This is a genomic window from Candidatus Omnitrophota bacterium, from assembly GCA_026387175.1.
GTDB lineage: Bacteria > Omnitrophota > Gorgyraeia > 2-01-FULL-45-10 > 2-01-FULL-45-10 > CAIMPC01.
This window is the reverse complement of the sequence record JAPLME010000006.1, coordinates 14305-33957: the sequence shown is the minus strand read 5'-3', so window position 1 is coordinate 33957 and position 19653 is coordinate 14305. Positions and strand designations below refer to the sequence as shown.

General features: G+C 48.4%; 22 protein-coding genes and 1 tRNA gene. All 23 read left to right on the top strand.

What is annotated here, in order from left to right; all coding sequences use genetic code 11:
* The first annotated feature begins 19 nt into the window (after positions 1-19).
* Positions 20-967: a quinolinate synthase NadA gene (gene nadA, locus NTY76_02075; protein ID MCX5677873.1), complete on the top strand. Its 948-nt coding sequence runs from the start codon at positions 20-22 to the stop codon at positions 965-967.
* 14 nt (positions 968-981) lie between these two features.
* The gene (locus NTY76_02070; GenBank protein MCX5677872.1) at positions 982-1794 is read left to right on the top strand and encodes an aspartate dehydrogenase; all 813 of its coding nucleotides are present in this window, start codon (positions 982-984) and stop codon (positions 1792-1794) included.
* A complete protein-coding gene (locus NTY76_02065; protein MCX5677871.1) occupies positions 1791-2513 on the top strand; it encodes a tRNA 2-thiocytidine(32) synthetase TtcA in 723 nt (240 codons plus the stop codon). Before NTY76_02070 ends, NTY76_02065 begins: the two co-directional genes overlap by 4 nt.
* Positions 2514-2548: 35 nt before the next feature.
* A complete protein-coding gene (locus NTY76_02060) occupies positions 2549-2794 on the top strand; it encodes a hypothetical protein (GenBank protein MCX5677870.1) in 246 nt (81 codons plus the stop codon).
* Positions 2795-2908: 114 nt separating this feature from the next.
* Positions 2909-5698: an excinuclease ABC subunit UvrA gene (uvrA, locus tag NTY76_02055; GenBank protein ID MCX5677869.1), complete on the top strand. Its 2790-nt coding sequence runs from the start codon at positions 2909-2911 to the stop codon at positions 5696-5698.
* Positions 5695-8043, top strand: coding sequence for a tetratricopeptide repeat protein (locus tag NTY76_02050; GenBank protein ID MCX5677868.1), 2349 nt, complete (start codon positions 5695-5697; stop codon positions 8041-8043). The genes uvrA and NTY76_02050 overlap by 4 nt, the downstream gene beginning before the upstream one ends.
* Before the next feature lie 15 nt (positions 8044-8058).
* Entirely contained in the window at positions 8059-8691 is a 633-nt protein-coding gene (locus tag NTY76_02045) for a MotA/TolQ/ExbB proton channel family protein (GenBank protein ID MCX5677867.1), read from the top strand.
* 6 nt (positions 8692-8697) lie between these two features.
* Complete coding sequence (locus NTY76_02040; protein MCX5677866.1) at positions 8698-9090, top strand: biopolymer transporter ExbD; 393 nt, start codon at positions 8698-8700, stop codon at positions 9088-9090.
* A complete protein-coding gene (locus NTY76_02035; GenBank protein ID MCX5677865.1) occupies positions 9087-9497 on the top strand; it encodes a hypothetical protein in 411 nt (136 codons plus the stop codon). Before NTY76_02040 ends, NTY76_02035 begins: the two co-directional genes overlap by 4 nt.
* Before the next feature lie 47 nt (positions 9498-9544).
* The gene (locus NTY76_02030; protein MCX5677864.1) at positions 9545-9772 is read left to right on the top strand and encodes a hypothetical protein; all 228 of its coding nucleotides are present in this window, start codon (positions 9545-9547) and stop codon (positions 9770-9772) included.
* A 15-nt stretch (positions 9773-9787) separates the two neighbouring features.
* Positions 9788-9988, top strand: a complete 201-nt coding sequence (locus NTY76_02025) for a winged helix-turn-helix domain-containing protein (GenBank protein MCX5677863.1) — start codon at positions 9788-9790, stop codon at positions 9986-9988.
* A 16-nt stretch (positions 9989-10004) separates the two neighbouring features.
* Positions 10005-10283, top strand: coding sequence for a hypothetical protein (locus NTY76_02020; GenBank protein MCX5677862.1), 279 nt, complete (start codon positions 10005-10007; stop codon positions 10281-10283).
* A gap of 70 nt (positions 10284-10353) precedes the next feature.
* Positions 10354-10674, top strand: a complete 321-nt coding sequence (locus NTY76_02015; protein MCX5677861.1) for a divalent-cation tolerance protein CutA — start codon at positions 10354-10356, stop codon at positions 10672-10674.
* Between the two features lie 11 nt (positions 10675-10685).
* Positions 10686-10759 (top strand) — tRNA-Ala (locus NTY76_02010).
* Positions 10760-10820: 61 nt separating this feature from the next.
* Entirely contained in the window at positions 10821-12293 is a 1473-nt protein-coding gene (amrB, locus tag NTY76_02005) for an AmmeMemoRadiSam system protein B (protein ID MCX5677860.1), read from the top strand.
* The gene (locus tag NTY76_02000; GenBank protein ID MCX5677859.1) at positions 12290-13279 is read left to right on the top strand and encodes a hypothetical protein; all 990 of its coding nucleotides are present in this window, start codon (positions 12290-12292) and stop codon (positions 13277-13279) included. The genes amrB and NTY76_02000 overlap by 4 nt, the downstream gene beginning before the upstream one ends.
* 12 nt (positions 13280-13291) lie before the next feature.
* Positions 13292-14026: a 16S rRNA (uracil(1498)-N(3))-methyltransferase gene (locus NTY76_01995; GenBank protein MCX5677858.1), complete on the top strand. Its 735-nt coding sequence runs from the start codon at positions 13292-13294 to the stop codon at positions 14024-14026.
* Positions 14007-15335, top strand: coding sequence for a tRNA (N(6)-L-threonylcarbamoyladenosine(37)-C(2))-methylthiotransferase MtaB (gene mtaB / locus NTY76_01990; protein MCX5677857.1), 1329 nt, complete (start codon positions 14007-14009; stop codon positions 15333-15335). Before NTY76_01995 ends, mtaB begins: the two co-directional genes overlap by 20 nt.
* The gene (locus NTY76_01985; protein ID MCX5677856.1) at positions 15325-16098 is read left to right on the top strand and encodes a glycosyltransferase; all 774 of its coding nucleotides are present in this window, start codon (positions 15325-15327) and stop codon (positions 16096-16098) included. Before mtaB ends, NTY76_01985 begins: the two co-directional genes overlap by 11 nt.
* 67 nt (positions 16099-16165) lie before the next feature.
* Positions 16166-16906: a 3-oxoacyl-[acyl-carrier-protein] reductase gene (fabG, locus tag NTY76_01980; GenBank protein ID MCX5677855.1), complete on the top strand. Its 741-nt coding sequence runs from the start codon at positions 16166-16168 to the stop codon at positions 16904-16906.
* Positions 16907-16938: 32 nt separating this feature from the next.
* Entirely contained in the window at positions 16939-17178 is a 240-nt protein-coding gene (gene acpP / locus NTY76_01975; GenBank protein ID MCX5677854.1) for an acyl carrier protein, read from the top strand.
* 13 nt (positions 17179-17191) lie between these two features.
* Complete coding sequence (fabF, locus tag NTY76_01970; protein MCX5677853.1) at positions 17192-18451, top strand: beta-ketoacyl-ACP synthase II; 1260 nt, start codon at positions 17192-17194, stop codon at positions 18449-18451.
* Positions 18452-18496: 45 nt separating this feature from the next.
* Positions 18497-19651 carry an acyl-CoA dehydrogenase family protein gene (locus tag NTY76_01965; protein MCX5677852.1) on the top strand — a complete coding sequence of 385 codons (1155 nt, stop codon included), beginning with the start codon at positions 18497-18499 and terminating at the stop codon, positions 19649-19651.
* The last annotated feature ends 2 nt before the right edge of the window (positions 19652-19653 follow it).

Genomic DNA, 19653 nt, shown 5'->3' with positions numbered 1-19653 from the left:
AAAACAGGATAAGGGCGATATAAAATACAACGAAGCCCTGAAGAAGAAGATAGAGAAGCTTAAAAAGAGCCGCAACGCCGTCATCATCGTCCATAACTATCAGCGCGACGAGATACAGGAGATAGCCGACATATCCGGAGATTCGCTGGCGCTCTCCCAGGCCGCAGTCAGGACAGACGCCGACGTTATAGTATTTTGCGGAGTTCAGTTTATGGCGGAGTCAGCCTCGATACTGAACCCCGATAAGAAAGTGCTGCTGCCCGTAATGGAAGCCGGATGTCCGCTGGCCGATATGATAACCCCGGAGAAACTTAAGGCCAAGAAGGCCCAATATCCGGGAGCCGCGGTGACATGCTATGTAAACTCGAGCGCTGAAGTGAAAGCCGAGAGCGATATAGCGTGCACATCGTCGAATGCCATAGAGGTCGTAAGATCCCTTAAGGAGAAAGATGTGATATTCGTTCCCGATAAGAATCTGGGCAGATACGTCCAATCCCAGGTTCCGGAAAAGAATATAATATTGTGGGAAGGTTTCTGTCCGACGCATATCAGGGTCCAGGAGGAGGATGTCGTAAAGGCAAAAGCCCTTCATCCGCTTGCCGAGGTTATAGCCCATCCCGAATGTAATCCTGAAGTATTGACACTGGCCGACCACATATGTTCTACGGGCGGAATGTTCACTTACGTAAAGAAGTCGCCGTTGAAAGAATTCATCATAGCGACGGAATCCGGTATGTTGTACAAATTACAGAAAGAGAATCCCGATAAGAGATTTTATCTTCCGACTCCGCACCTCGTTTGCGCGAATATGAAGCTGATAACGCTGGGGTGGGTGGCCCACAGCCTCGAGAAGATGGTCTATGAGATAAAAGTGGCGGATGATATCAGGACAAAGGCTAAGAAGGCTCTCGACAGGATGTTGGCTGTTACCGGAGAGAAGAGCGCGGCCGCTATATCGGGTTATTGATACCAATGGCTTACATGAAGAAGATTAAAGTCGGGATAATAGGTTGCGGTGTTATCGGAACCAGCATTGCCATCGCATGCCGCTCCAGGCTTGCGTACGCGGTAGAGCTGGCGGGGGTATGTGACATAGATGAGAATAAAATTCTCGCATTGAACCGTTCTTTGAAGGAAAATGTCCGGGCCTTAAAACTCGATCAGCTTATTAAGAAAACGGACCTGGTGATCGAGGCCTCAAGCGCCCTCGCCTCTTCGAAAATAGTTGAAAAATGCGTGGAAAATAATAGAGATTGCCTTATCATGAGCGTGGGCGGGTTGTTAGGGCAGGAGGGGCTGCTGAAAAAGGCGGGTGAGAAGGGCGTAAAAGTGTATATACCCAGCGGAGCCGTTTGCGGCATCGATGCCCTTAAGGCAGCTTCAATAGGAAAGATCGCATCCGTGACATTGACTACGCGAAAGCCGCCGAAAGGATTGGAAGGCGCGCCCTATTTGACCAGTAAGGGAATAGATGTGCGCGCTATCACGAAAGAGACCGTTCTTTTCGAGGGAAGCGCCAGAGATGCCGTTAAAGGTTTTCCGGCCAACGTCAATGTCTCCGCCGTTTTGAGCCTTGCCGGTATAGGCGCCGCGAGTACTAAGGTGCGTATAGTGACATCGCCTGATTATATAAGAAACACACATGAGGTGGAGATAATAGGCGATTCAGGCCGTATAACCACCAGGACGGAAAATGTGCCGTCGGAGTCCAACCCCAAGACCAGTGCGCTTGCGATATACTCAGCAATAGCGACGCTGGAGGGGATAACAAGAAGCGTGCGGATAGGGACATGAGGCCGCTCACAAAGACCGGCAATTATATCTCCACCCGGATCGGCCGGGCGATAGCCGATTATAAGCTCATAGAGGATAAAGACAGGATACTCGTCGGCGTATCGGGCGGTAAAGACAGTCTTGCTCTTGTCCATCTGCTGAATGAACGCAAAAAGTGGGCGCCGGTGGCATATGAGCTGATCGCGATGCATGTCGAGACAGACTATGATTGCGTTTCCGCGGATAAAAGAAGGCTAAAGCGGTTCTTTAAAAATATCGGAGTGAAATGCGTCTTTGAAAAGATAAAGATCCGTGAGGAGGAAAGAGGGCCGTCATGTTTCTGGTGCTCGTGGAACAGGCGCAAAGCGCTCTTTCTGGCCGCTAAAAAACTTAAATGCAACAAAATTGCCCTCGGACATCACAAGGATGATATTATAGAGACGCTGCTCCTGAATATTTTATATCAGGGAGAGTTCTCGGCGATGAACCCCAGGCAGGAGATGTTCAAGGGGAAGCTCACCATAATAAGGCCGCTCTGCCATGTCGAGGAGGCATCGACCCGGAAATTCGCGAAAGAGATGTGTTTTCCCGTTACCACTGAAACGTGCCCGGCGGCGGAAACCTCAAAGCGGCGGATGATGAAGAATTTTATAAAGGGCGCTGAAAAAGGCTGTAAGGACGTTAAGACGAACATATTCAGGAGCATGTCGAGAATAAACAGGGAGTATCTACAAGTCTAATCAGTAAATTTATATTTTGAAGGGAGGTGAAATAAATGGCAGAGAAGGTCGCGAAGGTAGGTATAAAGCGTAAAAAGGGCTATCTCTATTACGTCGATAAGAAGGGTAATGTCGTCGAAACGAAGATGGCTAGAGGAAAATCCAAGGGCGGCGGCGGCAAGGTGGTCGCGAAGCCTGCAGTAGAGAAGGAGTCAGGATACCTCTATTTCATCGATAAGAAAGGCGATGTTTCAAGAGCAAAGATGCTGGTCGGCGGAAAGAAGAAGAAAAAAAGGAAATAGTTCCCGCCGTTGGTAATATAAAATCTGCTCGGAGAGAGCGCATAATGGGCGCTTCCTTCGAGCAGGTTTTTTATTGGAAGTTAGATGTCTTTAGCATATAATATTATCATATATATGGAAAAAAACGCGATCATCATAAAGGGAGCAAAAGAGCATAACCTGAAGAACATAGATCTGGAGATCCCGCGAGATAAGCTTGTTGTGATAACGGGACTCTCCGGCTCAGGTAAATCGTCGCTTGCCTTCGACACCATATATGCCGAAGGGCAGCGCAGGTATGTGGAAAGCCTCTCAAGCTACGCCAGACAGTTCCTGGAGCAGCTCCAGAAGCCGGATGTTGAGTATATCGAGGGCCTCTCTCCCGCTATAAGCATAGAGCAGAGGACCGCCGGATCGAATCCGCGGTCGACGGTAGGAACGCAGACGGAGATATACGATTATCTGCGGCTCCTCTTTGCGCGTATAGGCATCCCGCACTGCCCCAAATGTAAAAAAGTCATAAAGAGGCAGACATCCCAGGAGATAGTCGAGCAGATCTCGAAGCTGCCTGCCCAGACCGGCGTCCTGATACTGGCTCCTGTTATTCGCGGCAGGAAGGGTGAGCATAAAGAGCTCTTCCAGAAGATAAAGAAAGACGGTTTTATAAGGGTCAGGGTTGACGGCAATATACATGAGCTCGAAAAAGCGATAGCGCTTGATAAAAACAGGACGCACAACATCGAGATCGTCGTAGACAGGCTGATATTGAAGTCCGGCATAAAGAAGAGGCTTACGGATTCTGTCGAAACGGCGCTTGAGATGGGCAAGGGCATAATACTTGCAAGCTTCGAGACCGCCGGGAAATCCGAGGATATTCTGTTCAATGAGCAATACGCATGTGTAGATTGCGGGATAAGCCTCGGAGAAATATCTCCCAGGATATTTTCGTTCAATTCGCCGTACGGCGCGTGTCCGGCCTGCGTCGGGCTCGGAAACAAGATGGAGATAGATCCGGAGTTGGTCATTCCGGACAAGACGAAGAGCGTTATCGACGCGGTCGACGCCTGGCGGCGCGGCGGAAAAGGGCTCTATATCTATTACAGGCGCCTCTTGCGGTCGCTCGGCAATAAATACGGGTTCGATGTCCGTACCCCTTTTAAAGATCTGCCGAAGAATATAAAGAGGCTCGTGCTGTACGGAGAAGAGAGCGGAGGCTATTACGCTTTCGAAGGTGTGATAAAGAACCTCGAGAGGCGTTTCCGTGAAACGGAGAGCGAGTTCATAAAGACCGAGATCAATAAATATATGTCGGTCCTGCCATGCCCGGTATGTAAGGGTTCGCAGCTTAAGGAGGAGTCTCTCGCGGTCACTATCCAGGGCAAGAACATCTTTGAAGTGTCGACGATGTCGATAAAAGATCTGAAGGATTTTCTTTCAACGATGGATCTGACAGAGACGGAAAAGACGATATCCCATCAGGTATTGAAAGAGATAATAGCGCGTTTGCAGTTCATGGTGAATGTTGGCCTCGATTATCTTACACTCGACAGGCGCAGCTTTACTCTCTCCGGCGGCGAAGCCCAACGCATCAGGCTTGCTACTCAGATAGGCTCGGGGCTCGTGGGGGTTATTTATATACTGGATGAGCCGAGCATAGGGCTTCATCAGAAGGACAATAATAAGCTTTTGGATACGCTGAAGAGGCTGAGAGATCTTGGTAATACGCTGATAGTGGTAGAGCACGATGAAGCTACGATACGCCTTGCCGACCATATCATAGATCTGGGCCCCGGCGCAGGAGAGCACGGCGGCAGAGTTATTGTCAGCGGCAGCCTGAAAGATGTACTCGCTTCGAAAGAGTCTCTCACGGGAAAGTATCTGCGGGGCGAGCTTAAGATAACAATCCCGCCGGAACGTAAAAAGCCGACGTCCAAGAAACTGAAGATATTCGGCGCAAGAGAGCATAACTTAAAGAATATAGACGTCGAGATACCTCTCGGCCTCTTCGTCTGCGTTACCGGCGTATCGGGCTCGGGCAAGAGCACGCTGGTGGACGACATTCTCTATAAATCGCTGGCAAGGAAATTCTACCGTTCCAGAGAGACGCCGGGTGAACATAAAAAAATAGACGGCATGCAGCATATAGACAAAGTGATAGTTATAGACCAGTCGCCCATAGGACGCACACCGCGTTCAAATCCCGCCACTTATACAGGCGCGTTCGCCCCGCTGAGGGATATATTCTCCAGGCTTCCCGAGGCAAAGGTGCGCGGCTATAAACCGGGACGTTTCAGTTTCAATGTAAAAGGAGGAAGGTGCGAGGCATGCGCCGGTGATGGTATAAAAAAGATAGAGATGCATTTTTTGCCGGATATCTATGTGCAGTGCGAAGTCTGCAAGGGAAAACGTTTCAATGAGCAGACGCTCGATGTCAGGTATAAGGGCCATTCCATCGCCGAAGTCCTCGAAATGTCAGTAGAGGATGCCCTGAACCTGTTTGAAAATATACCTTCAATAAAAAGTAGGTTCAAGACCCTTTACGACGTCGGTCTGGGATATATAAAGATAGGGCAATCAGCTACGACGCTTTCCGGAGGCGAGGCCCAAAGGATAAAGCTCGCAGCGGAGCTTTCTAAGAGATCTACGGGAAGGACATTTTATATATTGGACGAACCTACGACGGGACTTCATTTCGCCGATGTCAACAGGCTCCTGAGCGTCCTGCAGGCGTTAGTCGGCCAGGGAAATACCGTGCTGGTCATAGAGCATAACCTGGATGTGATAAAGACAGCGGATTATATCATAGACCTGGGGCCCGAAGGCGGCGACGCGGGAGGAGAGGTAGTGGCTTACGGTTCGCCGGAGGATGTGGCCGGGAACAAGAATTCGTATACGGGACAATATCTAAAGGAAACCTTGTCATGACCTGCCGCAAATTCATGATCGGATGTCTTACGATCGTCGCGGTGTTTTTATCGCAAGCGCTGTTAACATATGCCGACGGCCCGGGCGAGAGCGCGGATTTTGTATATATAAAGAAGATCTTCAATGACGGCGCTTACGACCTGTCACAGGAGAGGCTTGAGTCTTTTATAAAGAATTATCCCCAGACGCAATATCTATATCAGGCACATAGCCTTTTAGGCAGAAGCTATTATAAGCAGAACAATTACTCGAGGGCATTGTATGAGTTCCAGGCGATCTTGAATTCTCCGGCGGCGGCTGAGTTCCAGGATGAGGCGCTATATTGGTCCGGTGAGATATGCACGACTAATAATGATTTTAAGGGCGCCCTCGAATATTATGAAAAGGTCATAGACGATTTTCCGGCATCTAAATATCTCGGCTATGCCTTATATTCTAAGGGATGGGCCTACTACAAACTTGGATTTTTCGATGAGGCGATAAAATGTTTCGAGGACGTTGTTACTAAGTATCCGATGGATAAGGTTTCGATGGATGCCCAATTCAGATTGGGCGAATGCCAATATCTCTCCTCGAGGTATGAGAAAGCCGAAGAAGAGCTGGACAAATTTATCGGGAATTTTCCGGTTTCCGAGAAGACCCCGGAGGCCTATTATCTTGATGGCGAATCGAAATATCATCTCGGTAAATATAAGGAATCGTTGGCTTTGTTCGAAAGGGCGTTGTCAATATCTCCGGGCGCGAGATGGGCGCCATTTGCCATGTATGGCGCCGGCAGGGGGCTCTACGAACTTGGCGAATTCGCCGCATCGAGCGATTTCTTCAAGAGATGCCTGGAGGCAGCTGATGACCATCTCCTGAAAGGTTATGCGCTCCTGGGGCTTGTCCGTAATTACGAGAGATCCGGCGCCTCACTCGAAGCCTTGAAGATATGCGACCAGATCATATCGGATTATCCGCAAGACGATATCGTTTCGGAAGCGTATTATCACAAAATAAAACTTTTATATAATGATAAAAAATATGCGGAAGCCGAAGACCTTTCGCTTGAGGTTATGGCGAAGTTCCCGAAGAGCTCTATGGTCTGCCGGATGCATTATGGGCTCGGATTGATATATGTCACGCTTGGCAGGGATGATGAGGCCGTTAAAGAGTTTCTCCGCGCCGCGAAGGAAACTAAAGACATTGATCTTGGCGCAAGCGCGCTGGTTAAGATCGGCGATATCTATTTTTACAAAAAAGATTACCGTAAAGCCGCGGAGAACTATGACATTGTCCTTAACAAATATTCCGATAGTTCGAGCGCTGATTACGCGCAATACCAGATCGCTAACATATCAGGCTTAAGCGCCAAATATGACCAGGCTATCCTTGCGTATCAGGCGATCCTCGTGAACTTTCCCGGCACGGATTTACGTGAAAAGGTTCTATTTCATCTGGCCGCGTCCTATTTTAATCTCGGCGATTATGAACATGCTTCCGGTGAGTTCGAGAGATTTATCCGGGAATTCCCCAAGAATGAATTGTCCGGTCAGGCAGAACTATACCTGGCCAATTCTCTGTATAATATGAGTAAGTATGATTCCGCCCTCAAGGCATTTACATATCTTGAGAAGGCCGCTTCCGACAAAAGGTTAAGGATGATGGCCGCTTATCAAATAGGGTGGTGCTATTACAATTTACGAAAAGAGCCGGAGGCGCTGGCGGCATTTGAGAATTTTGTTAAAAACTATCCCGGCTCTGAACTGGCGCTCGACGCGAGATTCTGGTTTGGAGAGTATTACCGCTCAAAAGGCAAGTATGACAAGGCGAGGGAATATTACGAGTCAATCCTGACAGATTTTCCATCCGGTGATATGACGGAAGACGCGCTGACTCAAGAAGCGCTGGCGTTCTCGGAAGAGGGGAAGACCGATCAGGCGATAGCGAAACTCGAAGAGATCGCAAAGAAATTTCCCGGCTCCCATTCAGGGAGCATGGCATACAGGAAGATCGCTAAGATCAAAAAGGAAAAGAAAGAATTTGATCAGGCGATAGAATACTACGGAAAAGCGCTTACGGGCGATAATAGCGAGCCCAACGCGCAGATCCAGTATGAGATCGCGGAGTCTTACGAGCATAAAGGGGATTTACAGAAGTGCGTCGAAGAATATCTTAAGGTGCCTCATCTTTATTCAAACGGTACGTTCTGGGCGGTCAGGGCGCAGTTAAAGTGCGCCCAGGTACTCGAGGCATTGGGAAGACCGGTTGACGCCGCGCATCTTTACGAAAAGCTGGCCGGCATGGATATCGAAGAATCTAATTTTGCCAAGAAACGCCTCAAGCTTATCGAATCGAAAAAATAGAAATGGAGGAGAGTTATGTGGGAGTTAGTGCAGAAGGGCGGGCCCATGATGTATCTCATCATAATCGCGTCGATACTGGCGTTCGGCGTGGTGATAGAGAGGATATATAATCTCAATAAGGCAAGGATCGACGCCGGTAAATTCATGGACGGTATCATAAACATCCTGAAGCGCAACAAGATAATAGAGGCCATAGAGATGTGCAATGCCACACCCGGGCCTATCGCGCATATCGTCAAGGCCGGCATATTGAAGCATGACCGCTCGAAACCGGAAATAAGGGAAGCGGTTGAAGAGGCCGCCCGGCTCGAGATCCCGAGAATGGAGAAGCACTTGCCGGTGCTCGCGACGATAGCGCATATCGCTCCTCTCCTGGGGCTTGTCGGCACGGTTACCGGTATGATAAAGTCTTTTCAGGTCATTCAACAGAAAGCCTCTGCCATGGTCCCCGTAAATCCGGGAGATCTCGCCGGAGGTATCTGGGAGGCGCTCCTCGCGACGCTTGCGGGCCTTGCGGTCGCTATCCCCACATATGTCGCTTATAACTATCTGGTCAGCCAGGTAGATAATCTCGTATATGATATGGAGACCAGTGCTACAGATCTTGTTAACCTCCTGTCATCGAGAAGAGATACTTACGAGGTCTAAACCTATATGAAATTCAAGAGAAGGGTAAAGATAGAGAAGGGAATGGTGGACCTGACGCCGCTGGTGAATGTCTTCTTCCTACTGTTCATATTTTTCCTGTTCACTTCAAGTTTCATATTCCAGCCGGGTATAAAGGTGAGCCTGCCTAAGGCGGTAACCAGCGAGGTTATCCAGCAGGAGGGCGTAGTGATAACGATAACCAAGGATGATAAGGTATATCTTAACGAAAGAGAGATATCGCAGGATGAGATAGCCTCAAACCTGAAGCTTCTGGCAAAATCAAAGACGCCGCTTCTGATAAAAGCCGATTCCGGCGCATCGCTCGGGCGTGTCGTGGAGATATGGGATATGTGCAGAAATGAAGGCGTTTTACAGGTTAACATAGCGACCAGTAAATGAATCTTATCAAGATTGTAAAGAAGAATGATCTATCAGGCTATCGTATATTGATAATCGCGATCGCGATATCTCTGGCCTGGCACATATTCTGGCTGTCTGCGGTTAAGATAGTTTCGAGTCCGATGCCCAGATCATCGGTAAGGTTTTCAAAGGTAGCGTTCCTGGGGCCTATACTTACCGGCTCCGGCATGGAAGTTCGCGCGTCCCCGGCCAGCCGCGGGTTGCTCGAGAGGCGGTACCGGGATCTTGCAGGGAAGGCATTGTATGCGGAAGAGATGCCTTCTAAGTCGCCGGGCTTTAAATATGAAAGCCGAAGGGACCCCGCTCAGGCAGATCAGAAGCTTTCGTTCGCTATCGATGACGCTGTCGCCGGAAAAAAACTGGAGGCTGATTACGCTGCTGAATAATCGCCTGAAACATATTTTGTTAGCGCCCTTGACCGCATAATATAATTATGATAAAATTAACTATATCGAATATTATATTCCTTTATGCGCTATTCTCCGTTATTATCATATTAATAGTATGGATAGTATCCGGATACCGGCAGACTAAGCGTGTGTTGCCGAAAGAAGTTGAGCACATCTGGAAATGTTCGATCTGTTTCAATACTTATGTAGATTCAAAGCACGATGATATTTCGGTTTGCCCGTTATGCGGAAGCTACAATAAAAGAGAATGATAAGGGGGGTGTGTCATGATTACGGAGATAGGCATTACCGCCGGAGATATTTGGCATTATCTCGACCAGCACGGCAAGAGTTCCCTGTCAAAGATACTTAAGGGAATCGATACCGAAAGAGAGAGAGTGCTGATGAGCATCGGATGGCTTGCCAGAGAAGGCCACGTAGTGGTGGAAGGGAAAGGCCCTGATTACGAGATCTACCTGAGAAAATAATGGGGAGGGGGAGCCTATGGAAGAAAAGGATAAGAAGAGCCCCAGAGATGATGAGATAGTACCGATAATACCTCCGTTAAAAGTATTAGCTCAGAAGACGATAAATAAGCGTTTCGGCTGGTGGTCCGCGGTAGTTCTTCTCGAAAGCTACGGCAGAAAGCAGATCTGTTTCTATCTTTGGCAAAAGCGCGAAGAAGGCGGGTGGAAGAGGAAACAGAAATTCGCTGTTCACAATCAGGAGGATTGGGAATTGATCCAGAACGCCGTAAGCGGGATGATAAAAGAGCTTACATAGGCGCGATGCATGCAGTTCTCACAGTCTTCGCTTCTTCATATACAATCTGATAAAGCCCTCTATTAAATCAATGAAAAATAATTTTGTAATTATCCTTGTCACTTTCAGCTCAAAGAAAGAGGCCGAATTAACGGCTGGTTCGCTTCTCAAAAAGCGTCTCGTCGCATGCGCGAACATAATCGGTAAGATCGGATCTAAATTCTGGTGGAACGGTAGAATAGATAAGGCCAATGAGACGCTTGCGATCTTTAAGACAAGCGGCAATAAATTTAAGGCTGTGGAAAAAGAGGTGAAGCGTCTGCATAGCTACGAGGTTCCGGAAATAATAGCCATACCGATTATAGCGCTCAGCGAGGATTACCGGCGCTGGATTAAGGATAGTATAATATAAATTTTAATCATGGGGCTGTAGTAAAGAGGGATTACGCAGCGTTCGCAACGCTGAGTCACGGGTTCGATTCCCGTCAGCTCCACCACTAGAACGTTCGGCCTTCGGGCCAAATTGAGCCTATGTCGACCTTCAATAATTTATTTCGTATGGTGTTTCTCGCAACAATCATTATATCTCTATCTTTTACATCGGTATACGCTTCCGATGTTAAAGAGGCGGACCTTGCGGGAAGCTGGTATCCTGCCTCTAAGCAGGAGTTGACAAAGCTTCTTAAGGTATATCTTGACTCGGTAAATCCCGAAAGAGTTGAAGGCAGGATATTCGCCATAATCTCACCACACGCCGGTTATCAGTTTTCTGCGCCGGTAGCGGCCTATGGCTATAAGCTCGCCGAAGGTAAGGGTATCAAGACCGTTATCATAGTGGGCTTCAGTCATAGAAAAGCTTTTGATGGAATATCCATATACGATAGAGGGAGTTTTCGTACGCCTTTGGGCGAGGTTGCCGTAGATGCGAAGCTCGCTGCTTCTATCGAGGCGCAGAATAAACGCATCTACTTTCATCCTGAGGCATTTGATGGCGAGAATTCGGTTGAGATGCAGATACCGTTCATTCAGCTTGCATTCGAGAATGCTTCGATAGTTCCGATAGCATTCGGCACTCAAGCTTATGCCGATGCCGAGGTTCTGGCAAATGCATTAGCTGCGGTGTTGAAGGATCGGACGGATTGCCTTGTAGTGGCCAGCACAGATCTATCGCATTATCATCCGTATACCGAGGCAAATTCGATCGATAGCCGTCTTATAAGCCTTCTTAAAACAATGAAGGCCGACGAGCTATACAAGAATGATAGGCTCGGCATATGCGAGGCCTGCGGTATAATGCCGATCACCGCGGCGCTATTAACTGCCGAAGATCTCGGGTATAATGGAATGAAAATATTAAAATATGCGAATTCCGGGGATACGTTTGGGGATAAATCCAGAGTCGTGGGGTATGTTAGCGCAGTGATATATAAAACCCCCAGGGAGCCAGGGAAAGAAGAGGAGCCGCGTATGTTGTTAAATAATTCTCAGAGGAAAAGGTTATTGGAGATAGCGCGCGAATCGATCACGAGCTTTGTCGATAACGGAAAACGTAAAATTTTTACTGAAAACGATCCTGTTTTAAATGAGCCATTAGGCGCATTTGTAACTTTACATGAGAACGGTGAGCTGCGAGGCTGCATCGGCAATATGGTAGGGCAGGGCCCGCTCTATCAGACCATAGCTGATATGGCGATAGAAGCGGCCACCGGGGATCCGCGTTTTCACGTGGTATCGCCCGGTGAGATAAGTAAACTAGAGCTGGAGATATCCGTGCTCTCTCCTTTAAAGAAGATCTCCAGCACCGACGAGATAAAGATACCCGGCCACGGCGTCCTGGTGCGCCGCGGATTCAAAAGCGGTGTATATCTGCCCCAGGTAGCTGTAGAGACAGGCTGGAATAAAGAAGAGTTCATGGCGAGCTTGTGCGAGCATAAAGCAGGGCTTGGGCCAGACGTATGGAAAGATCCGGCGACTGAGATATATATATTTAACGCGGAAGTATTTGGAGAAAAAGGGGAGCGTAATAAATGAAAGCTAAATATTTAATAATAGGATCGGCGATAGCGGCTGTGCTCATAGCAGGCGGACTTATTTTAAAATTATCCTTCCTTGGGAAAGCTGCGGCGAAAGCGGCCCCCTCTAATAGCTCAGCGCAAACTTCCGCAAAGGCGCCCGCGGTGAAAAAAGTTTTCTCTAAAGACATGGGAGGCCTCAATGTCCAGGTTTTGAATGCCCGGAGCAAATCAGCCCCTTTGAGGGCTAAAGCATTCAGGTCGGTTGATTCCAGGTCCGCTGTCTACATAGGGCCGTTTGTCCTGAATAAGACGCAGGAGCTGGCTCCCGGCAGTTACGATGTGGAGCTGGATACGGCGCCCCAAAAGATATATAAGGGTATTAGGGTATCGGCAGGTCAGGAGACCGTGGAGGACCTTGGCTGCGTGACAGGTATACTTAACATTAAAACCATGAATGCTAAAAAGAAGGCCGCTTCTTACCCGATAAACGTATATCATCCAAAGACCGGTAACGCGATCATTTCCACAACAACGAACAAACCTCTGGAATTATTGGCGGGTACTTACGATATTGAGATCGGCCTGCTGCCGAAAGTCGCGGAAGCCGGAGTGGTCATAGAGGCGGGCAAAGAAAAAATACTGGACCTCGGCATCGTGACCGGAACGCTCATTGTTAAGGCTGTCGATGAGAAGGGGATAGAAATAAAAGACGCGCGTCAGCCTGTGAAAGTTAAAAAGGCCGGCACTAATGAGCTAATAGTCAGCACAAAGGTGAATAAACCGGTTGAGATCAAACAGGGCACATATGATATAGAGATCGGTACGGTGCCGCCACAGATAAATAAAGATGTTAAGGTTAAGCCCGGTGAAGATAAGGTAGTGGAGGTCGCTATCCATACTTCATCTCAGGCAAAGGCCCCCGCCGCCCCTTCTCAGGCAAAGGCTCCGGCCGCCCCCGCTGCCCCTTTATCCAAAATAGCTCTCCCTGCGAAAGGCAGATAGGGTTATCGAGAGATGAGCCGTTTCTACGTTCCCAAAGAGTCGGTAAAAGGGAATATTATCAATATCAGTGGCAAAGAAGCCCATCATATCCTGGATGTGATGCGGCTTAAAGTGTCGGATAGAGTTGTAACCTTTGACGGAACCGGTAAAGAATATATCGGGTTCATTAAAGAGATAAAGACTAAGTCAGCCACTATAGAGATAGTAGAGACTAAGACGCTACATGGTAAGGAATCCTCCGGTATAACACTAGTTCAGGCTATCCCAAAAAAAGATAAGATGGATTACATAGTCGAGAAGTCTACGGAGCTCGGCGTGTCGAAGATAATACCTCTGGTTACCGATCGAACCATCCCGAACTGGGATGGCCCAAAAAGAATAGCTTCGGTCGAGAGGTGGCGAAAGATAGCCATGGAAGCGTCAAAACAGTGCGGCCGAGCCGACATCCCGGAGATAGATAGTATAAAGAATTTTTCAGATATTACCGCGGAGACAGCCTCTTATGACCTGGCGCTCATTGCGGCGCTTGATGATGACGCGATAAAATTAAAGGATGCCCTGAGAGGATTTACCGGAGGGAAGGCTATCATAGCGATAGGCCCGGAAGGAGATTTTACGCCCGATGAGATTAAAGAAGCGAAAAGGAGCGGATTTAAGCTGGTCAGCCTGGGATCGCGCGTCTTGAAGAGCGACACGGCGGGACTTTTTGTGCTGGCGATATTGAATTATGAACTCACGAATGAATAGCAGGAAAAAATTCCATATTCGTACTCTCGGTTGTAAAGTCAATCAATACGAGTCGCAGGCGATGCGCGAGCTTCTGGTAAAAGCCGGTTACGAAGAATCCGGACCTGAAGATGCCGCGGACATCTTTATAGTAAACACCTGCACTGTCACCGGCCAGGCTGATCGGGAGTCAAGGAACATAACGGGACATCTTCACAAGGCTAACCCGAATGCCAGGATAGTGGTTACGGGCTGTCTTGCGGAGAAAGACGCATCCGGCTTATCGTCCATGCCCGGCGTATCGAATGTGCTTAAAAACTCCGAGAAGAACAGGATCGCCCGGGTGGTGAGCGGGCTTAAAGCTCAGGGCCTGGGCCTAGATATAAGAGAACTTAGTATCTCTGATTTTAAAAACCATTCAAAAGCGTATGTCAAGATCCAGGATGGATGCGAGAACAGGTGCTCTTATTGCAAAGTGCCGCTTGTCAGAGGCCGGTTAAAGTCAAAGCCCATTAAGGACATAGTTAAGGAAGTAAAGGGCCTTGTCCAAAACGGCTTTAAAGAGATAGTCCTTACCGGGATATGCCTTGGAGCGTGGGGCAGAGATATGTGTTTCGGGCATATAGCGCGAAGAGTTGGGCTATGCGCCGCAAATCTGGTAGATGTGTTGAAGTCTCTGGATAAAGTAGACGGTGATTTCAGGATACGCTTGAGCTCGATTGAACCGAAATATATTGCAGACGATTTAATAGATTTCATGGGCCAGAGCAGGAGAATGTGCGCTCATCTGCATATACCTTTTCAATCAGGCGATGATGATGTATTAAAACTTATGAATAGACCTTATACTTCGATGGAGTACATGACAATAGTCGATAGGGTAAGGGCCAGGATGCCGCAGATAGCTTTAACTACCGATATTTTAATAGGATTTCCGGGAGAGTCTGGCGCAAGATTTAAAAATACCATGGATTTTGTCAAGGCAGTGGCACCTTCCAGAACTCATATATTTACATTCAGCAGAAGGGAAGGCACTACCGCATACGATATGCCGGATACGGTAGACAGGTCAATTTTAAAAAAGAGATATGATAGCATGAGAACGGTAACGCTCGAGATAGCGGATATGTACAAAAAAAGCTTCCTTGGCAAGGAATTGAGTATCCTGGTAGAGACCAAACGGGACAGGTCTACGGGCCTCCTTAAGGGCTACTCCGATAATTATATACAGGTGCTATTCGCCGGGCCCGATGATATAATGAAAGACGTGGTTCCGGTGAAGGTGATCGGCTTTGATTCAGAGAAGGTTATGGGTAGATATGAACGATAAAGGAACTAGTATAATAATTGCGGTATGGAACCAGCTTGGCTATACCCGCCTTACAGTGGATTCTATATTAAAGAACACGGCTCTTCCGTTTGAGCTTGTTATAATCGATAATGGCTCGAAGCCTGATATGAAGGCATATTTTGATTCAATAAAGAGCGAAGCCGATATCCGTTATATAAGGAACGAGACCAATATTGGCCCGATAAGAGGCATAAACCAGGGCCTGAGAGCGGCTAAGTATCCTTATATGGCCGTAATCCATAATGATGTGGTTATTTTCGAAAAAGACTGGTTAGGTAAGATTAAGGCTGTAATGGAGGCGGACCCCAAGATAGGTATAGCAGGGATCGCCGGCCGTAAAGAGATACTCAAGACAGGTTGCGTTAACGAAGCGAGCCTGAGGCATAATCTGCGGAACGAAGAGGACCTCGGCCCCGCGATGATTGAAGATGTGGCGGAGGTAGCGGTAGTAGACGGGCTGTGCTTTGTAATGAGAAGAGAGTTCGTAGAAAAAGTGCATGGCCTGGATGAGGCTTTCGGTTACATGCATTGTTATGATCTTGACATATCGCTGCGGAGCATCGATGCCGGTTACAAGAATGTGGTTGTTAAGGTAGAGGCAATGCACGTCGGGAATGGCGGCAGGACCAGAAATATGAAGGGCTATAGAGAAATAGTAAGGGACGACTACGGCCTGCTCAAGAAAAATTGTAAGATCCTGGCCGATAAATGGCGTCGTATTTTGCCTTTGAAAGTAAATTAAGAAATAATTTCTTGACAAAAATCGGTTTATCTATAAAATATGCTAAAGTTTCAACGGAAAGGATAGTATGAAGTTTAAAGATAAGGTTACCCTGGTAACAGGCGGGGCCAGAGGAATAGGCAGGGAGATCGCCCTGGCATTCGCGAGAGAGGGCTCAAGCATAGCGATATGCGATGTCAATGCGGAAATTCTCGCCCTCACCCAAAAAGATATAGAGGCGCTCGGTGTTCAGGTCATGACGGGAGTTGTCGATGTAACTAAGGCCGTCCAGGCCGATGAATTCACCCAGAAAACCCTTGACAAATTTAAGAAAATCGATATACTGATTAACAATGCTGGCATTACCAGAGACGGGCTTTTAGTCAGGATGTCAGAAGCTGACTGGGACCTGGTCCTGGCCGTTAACCTGAAGGGCGCATTCAACTTTACCAAAGCCGTTTCGAAGATAATGATGAAGCAGAGGGACGGCAGGATAGTTAATATGGCCTCTATAATAGGTATAATGGGGAATGCCGGTCAGGCGAATTACGCGGCATCGAAGGGGGGCCTTATAGCGTTCACGAAGTCGGTAGCTAAAGAGCTGGCTTCAAGAAACGTGAGGGCTAATGCGATAGCGCCCGGGTTTATCCAGACGGATATGACCGCGAAGCTTTCAGATGAAGTAAAAAGCGAGATGCTCAAGTTCGTACCTCTCGGTAAGCTCGGGACGGTCCAGGATGTTGCGAATCTCGCATTATTTTTGGCCGGTGATGATTCGTCATATATAACCGGCCAGGCCATACAGGTTGACGGCGGAATGGTGATGTAGGAACCAGGCAGCTAAAACAAGGAGGGTGTAAAGTGGACGTATCTCAGGACAAGGTCAAACAGATAATAGCGGATCAGCTTGGCGTTAAGAAAGAAGAAGTTACCGATAATGCGAAGTTTGTTGATGATCTAGGCGCAGATTCGCTCGATACGGTAGAGCTCGTAATGGCCCTGGAAGAGGAATTCGGAATAGAGATACCGGATGAAGAGGCCGAGAAGCTCGCCACTGTCGGAGATGCGATGAGGTACATCGAAGAGAGAGCCGGTAAATAGATATCGGTATTCGATGCATAAAACAAAACGAGTCGTAATAACAGGACTCGGTACTGTATCGCCTATCGGCAGCAGCATCGAGACCTTCTGGAAGGCCATACTCGAAGGAAAAAGCGGCGTAAGACGTCTAAGCTGCTTTGATCCGAAGCATTTCACCTGCAAGATAGCAGCCGAAGTAAAAGATTTCAACCCATCCCAGTACCTATCCCCAAAAGAGGTAAAGAGAATGGATCGCTTTGTCCAATTCGCGGTCATCTCTGCCAAGCTGGCCATGATGGACTCCAAGCTCGATATGTCCAAGGAAGACCCTACTAGGATCGGCGTCATGATCGGCTCCGGGATAGGCGGCCTCCATTCTGTCGAAACCGAACACAGGCAATTCCTTGCCTATGGGCCCGAAAAGGGCCCGGACAGGATATCCCCATTTTTGATCCCTATGCTGATAGTGAACATGGCTTCAGGCCAGGTCTCTATTACGCTCGGCCTTAAGGGGCCGAATTCTACGGTCGCCACCGCATGCGCTACGGGTAACCATGCAATAGGCGATGCCTTCAGAATAATACAGAGAGGCGAGGCCGATGGAATGATGTGCGGCGGGTCGGAAGCAGCTATCACTCATATGGGGTTCGGAGGTTTCTGCGCCCTTAAGGCGCTTTCCACGGGATATAATGATAACCCGGAGAAAGCTTCGAGGCCTTTCGATAAGAACAGGGACGGTTTCGTAATAGGCGAGGGTGCCGGTGTTATTATGCTGGAAGAAATGGAGCATGCCATTAAACGAAACGCGCACATATACTGCGAGATTATCGGTTACGGCATGAGCGGTGATGCCTATCATATGACAGCTCCTGATCCTACGGGAGACGGCAGTATAAGGTGCCTGCAATATGCGATAAAAGATGCCGGAATAAAACTTGAAGATGTCGACTATATTAATGCTCATGGCACATCTACTGTATATAACGATAGAATAGAGACGCTCGCTATAAAGAAGGTGTTTGGCGCCCATGCTAAAAAATTGGCCGTAAGCTCTACGAAATCCGTAATGGGCCATCTTTTGGGCGCGGCAGGCGGGGTGGAGATGATAGCGTGCGCGCTTGCGATCAAGCACAGCATATTACCGCCTACAATAAATTACGAGACGCCCGATCCTGAATGCGACCTGGATTATGTTCCAAATAAGCCCCGCGCCCACAAGATCAACGTTGCTCTGTCCAACGCCCTCGGTTTTGGCGGCCATAACGCGACACTCGTTGTAAAAAAATTCACATAAAGCCCTTCGAAATAGGCAGTGCCGAAGGATATAAAGGGAGAAGCTATGGACTATTTATTTAATGAACAGCAGAAGATGATACAGGAACTCGCGCGCAAAATAGCCCGGGAAAAGATAAAGCCTGTTGCCGCAAAATACGATGAGAGCGAAGAGTTCGCCTGGGATATCATGAAGATCATAGCCGCCAGCGATCTTTTCGGAGTATATATTCCTGAGGAATACGGCGGCCTGGGCGGCGGCATAACAGAGATGTGTATAGTCGCCGAAGAATTTTCCAAGGCTTGCGGAGCGATCGCGCTTGGATTCGCGGGCACCGGTCTTGGTACGTTCCCTATACTTCTTTATGGCAGTCCCGAACAGAAGAAGAAATATCTTCCGATGGTAGCCAAGGGCACGATCGCGGCGTTCTGTATCACAGAGGCCGAAGCCGGCTCGGACGCAGGCTCCATTAAGACCACCGCCAGAAAAGAAGGCGACTACTACATATTGAACGGCACCAAGCAGTGGATCACAAATGCCGGTGAGGCCGAGATCTATACCGTGATAGCGATGACCGACAAGGCGAAAGGCGCAAGAGGTGCGACCGCTTTCATAGTCGAGAAAGGCACTAAAGGCATGGAGTTCGGCTTAAAGGAGAAGAAGCTTGGTATCCGCGCGTCCGCCACCCGGGAAGTCATATTTACCGATTGCAAGGTCCCGAAAGAGAATATTATCTCGCGCGAAGGTATGGGGTTCATAGTCGCGATGAAGACCTTCGACAGTTCACGTCCGGGCGTTGCCGCTCAGGCGGTTGGCATAGCTCAGGGTGCCTTCGATGAAGCGCTTAGCTATGCCCGCAAGAGGGTTCAATTTAACCAGCCTATATCCAGCTTCCAGGCCATACAGCATATGCTCGCCGATATGGCCACTCAGATAGAGGCCGCCAGGGCCCTTGTCTATGCTTCCGCCAGGATGGTCGATTCAGGCGCGAAGTCTGTAGCTAAGGAGTCAGCGATGGCCAAATTATTCGCCAGCGACACGGCAATGAAGGTAACGGTGGATGCCGTCCAGATCCTCGGCGGATACGGTTTCATGAGAGATTATCCGGTCGAAAAATATATGAGAGACGCCAAGATCACTCAGATCTATGAAGGGACCAATCAGATCCAGCGCAACGTCATCGCCGCAAATCTCATCAAAGAGAGCATCAAGGCGGAATAACA

Coding starts and splice junctions, on each gene's coding strand:
- NTY76_02070 (MCX5677872.1), top strand. CDS start 982: ATGAAGAAGATTAAAGTCGGGATAATAGGTTGCGGTGTTATCGGAACC.
- NTY76_02065 (MCX5677871.1), top strand. CDS start 1,791: ATGAGGCCGCTCACAAAGACCGGCAATTATATCTCCACCCGGATCGGC.
- NTY76_02060 (MCX5677870.1), top strand. CDS start 2,549: ATGGCAGAGAAGGTCGCGAAGGTAGGTATAAAGCGTAAAAAGGGCTAT.
- uvrA (MCX5677869.1), top strand. CDS start 2,909: ATGGAAAAAAACGCGATCATCATAAAGGGAGCAAAAGAGCATAACCTG.
- NTY76_02050 (MCX5677868.1), top strand. CDS start 5,695: ATGACCTGCCGCAAATTCATGATCGGATGTCTTACGATCGTCGCGGTG.
- NTY76_02045 (MCX5677867.1), top strand. CDS start 8,059: ATGTGGGAGTTAGTGCAGAAGGGCGGGCCCATGATGTATCTCATCATA.
- NTY76_02040 (MCX5677866.1), top strand. CDS start 8,698: ATGAAATTCAAGAGAAGGGTAAAGATAGAGAAGGGAATGGTGGACCTG.
- NTY76_02035 (MCX5677865.1), top strand. CDS start 9,087: ATGAATCTTATCAAGATTGTAAAGAAGAATGATCTATCAGGCTATCGT.
- NTY76_02030 (MCX5677864.1), top strand. CDS start 9,545: ATGATAAAATTAACTATATCGAATATTATATTCCTTTATGCGCTATTC.
- NTY76_02025 (MCX5677863.1), top strand. CDS start 9,788: ATGATTACGGAGATAGGCATTACCGCCGGAGATATTTGGCATTATCTC.
- NTY76_02020 (MCX5677862.1), top strand. CDS start 10,005: ATGGAAGAAAAGGATAAGAAGAGCCCCAGAGATGATGAGATAGTACCG.
- NTY76_02015 (MCX5677861.1), top strand. CDS start 10,354: ATGAAAAATAATTTTGTAATTATCCTTGTCACTTTCAGCTCAAAGAAA.
- amrB (MCX5677860.1), top strand. CDS start 10,821: ATGGTGTTTCTCGCAACAATCATTATATCTCTATCTTTTACATCGGTA.
- NTY76_02000 (MCX5677859.1), top strand. CDS start 12,290: ATGAAAGCTAAATATTTAATAATAGGATCGGCGATAGCGGCTGTGCTC.
- NTY76_01995 (MCX5677858.1), top strand. CDS start 13,292: ATGAGCCGTTTCTACGTTCCCAAAGAGTCGGTAAAAGGGAATATTATC.
- mtaB (MCX5677857.1), top strand. CDS start 14,007: ATGAACTCACGAATGAATAGCAGGAAAAAATTCCATATTCGTACTCTC.
- NTY76_01985 (MCX5677856.1), top strand. CDS start 15,325: ATGAACGATAAAGGAACTAGTATAATAATTGCGGTATGGAACCAGCTT.
- fabG (MCX5677855.1), top strand. CDS start 16,166: ATGAAGTTTAAAGATAAGGTTACCCTGGTAACAGGCGGGGCCAGAGGA.
- fabF (MCX5677853.1), top strand. CDS start 17,192: ATGCATAAAACAAAACGAGTCGTAATAACAGGACTCGGTACTGTATCG.
- NTY76_01965 (MCX5677852.1), top strand. CDS start 18,497: ATGGACTATTTATTTAATGAACAGCAGAAGATGATACAGGAACTCGCG.